A 2,549-nucleotide genomic window follows, 5' to 3' on the forward strand; every position below is an offset into this window, starting at 1 on the left:
CGCATTACTTCAAGCGCCTGACCATGCTGCCGGCGTGGTTCGCCGACAACGGCCAGCCGCTGGACCGCTTCCAGGCGGCGGGCTGATGGCGGCCTCGGCCGCGGCGCTGTCGGGGCGCCGCGCGGCGCTGCTGTTCGGGCTGGTGATCGTGCTGTGGGGCGTCAACTGGCCGGTGATGAAGCTCGGCCTCACCGACATCCCGCCGCTGCACTTCGCGCTGCTGCGCATGCTGCTGGGGGCGATCACCATGTTCGCGGTGGCGGCGCTGGCCGGCGAGCTGCGCGTGCCGGCGCGGGCCGACTGGCCAATCGTGCTGTCGGTCGGCGTGCTGCAGATGGCCGGCTTCATGGCGCTCGGCTTTTTCGGCCTGCGCTACGTCGGCTCCGGGCGCGCGGCGATCCTCGCCTACACCACGCCGCTGTGGGTGCTGCCGCTGTCGGTGTGGGTGCTTGGCGAGCGCCTGACCGGCGCCAAGCTGCTGGCGTTTGCGCTCGGCCTGGCCGGCGTGGCGGTGCTGTTCAACCCGGCCGGCTTCGACTGGTCGGACCGCACGGTGCTGTTCGGCAACGGGCTGCTGCTGGCGGGCGCGGCGCTGTGGGCGGTGCAGATCGTGCACGTGCGCCGGCACCGCTGGGCCGGCACGCCGCTGTCGCTGGTGCCCTGGCAGCAGACGGTGGCGGTGGCGGTGCTGCTGCCGCTGGCGCTGATCTTCGAGCGCGACGCCGCGCTGCGCTGGACGCCGCAGTCGATCGCCATCCTGGCCTACAACGGCCCGCTCGCCACCGGCTTTTGCTTTTGGGCCATGCTCACCGTGACCCGCGCCCTGCCGGCGGTGACCACGTCGATCGGCTCGCTGGCGACGCCGGTGGTCGGCATGCTGGCCGGCGCGCTGTGGCTGCGCGAGCCGCTGTCGTGGACCAACACCGGCGGGTTGCTGCTGATCGGCGCGGCGGTGGCCACGCTGGCGCTCGGCGCGGCCCGGCCCGGGCGCGCCTGAAGGCGCAGCCCGGTTCGCGCCAAGACCCGGCGCATCATCGACTACACGGTTGACCCACCATGCCTGACGCCTTGTCACCCTTGGGGAGTTGCCGATGACCCTGGCCGCGGCCGTGTTGCTGCCCTGGCTGGGGGCGGGCCTGCTGGCGGCGCAGGCCAACACCGCCCGCAACCGCTGCGCCTGGCTGGCGGCGGCGGTGACGGCGCTGGCCGGTCTGGCACTGGGCGCCAACGCACCGGCGGTGGCCGGCGGCGAGGTGGTGCGCGTGGCCTGGCCCTGGCTGCCCGAGCTTGGCGTGAATCTCGGCCTGCGCCTGGACGGCCTGGCGCTGCTGTTCTCGGGCCTGGTGCTGGGTATCGGCCTGGTGGTGGTGCTGTACGCGCGCTACTACCTGGCCGAAGACGAGCCGATGGCGCGCTTTTACGCGTTGTTGTTGGCCTTCATGGGCGCCATGCAGGGCGTGGTGCTGGCCGACAACCTGATCCTGCTGGTGGTGTTCTGGGAGCTGACCGGCCTGGCTTCGTTCCTGCTGATCGGCTTCTGGTCGCAGCGTGCCGACGCCCGCCAGGGCGCACGCATGGCGCTGACCATCACCGGCGCCGGCGGCCTGGCGCTGCTGGGCGGGGTGCTGCTGATCGGCGCCGCGGTCGGCTCCTATGATCTGGATGCGGTGCTGGCCGCCGGGCCGGCGCTGCGCGCACATCCTTACTATCTGCCGGCGCTGGTGCTGGTGCTGCTAGGGGCGTTCACCAAGTCGGCGCAGTTTCCGTTCCATTTTTGGCTGCCGCAGGCCATGGCCGCGCCTACCCCGGTGTCGGCCTATCTGCACTCGGCCACGCTGGTCAAGGCCGGCGTGTTCCTGCTGGCGCGCCTGTACCCGGCGCTGGGCGGCTCGGACGCCTGGTTCTACCTGGTCAGCGCCGCCGGCATGATCACGCTGCTCACCGGGGCGGTGCTGGCGCTGTTCCAGCACGACTTGAAGGGCCTGCTGGCGTACTCGACCATCAGTCACCTCGGCCTGGTGACGCTGCTGTTCGGCCTGGACCGGCCGCTGGCGGTGGTGGCGGGCGTGTTCCACATCATCAATCACGCCACCTTCAAGGCGTCGCTGTTTATGGCCGCCGGCATCATCGACCACGAGTGCGGCACGCGCGACATGCGTCGCCTGCGTGGACTGTTCCGGCCCATGCCGCACACCGCCATCCTGGCCATGACGGCCGCCGCGGCGATGGCCGGGGTGCCGCTGCTGAACGGCTTTCTGTCCAAGGAAATGTTCTTTGCCGAATCGCTGACGCTGGCCGAGCGCGGCATGGTCGGCTGGCTGCCGCCGCTGCTGGCCACCGCCGCCGGCCTGTTCAGCGTCGCCTACTCGGTGCGGTTCATCCACGACGTGTTCTTCAACGGCAAGACCGGCGATTTGCCGCGCGAGCCGCACGAGCCGGTGCGCTGGATGCGCGTGCCGGTCGAGCTGCTGGTGCTGCTGTGCGTGCTGGGGGGTGTGGCGCCGGCGGCGCCGGTGGCGCCGCTGCTCGATCTGGCCGCCGGCGCCGCG

At 71.8% G+C, this 2,549-nt stretch carries 2 protein-coding genes; both read left to right on the forward strand.

All coding sequences use genetic code 11. From position 1 onward, the window contains the following. The first annotated feature begins 85 nt into the window (after positions 1-85). Entirely contained in the window at positions 86-997 is a 912-nt protein-coding gene (locus PHC73_RS13815) for a DMT family transporter (RefSeq protein ID WP_300129412.1), read from the forward strand. A 94-nt stretch (positions 998-1,091) separates the two neighbouring features. Beyond that, positions 1,092-2,549, forward strand: a 1,458-nt coding sequence (locus PHC73_RS13820) for a proton-conducting transporter membrane subunit (protein WP_300129414.1), incomplete at its 3' end; no start/stop codon positions are given.

This window comes from Immundisolibacter sp. (genome assembly GCF_028696615.1).
In the GTDB taxonomy this organism is placed as follows: Bacteria; Pseudomonadota; Gammaproteobacteria; order Immundisolibacterales; family Immundisolibacteraceae; genus Immundisolibacter.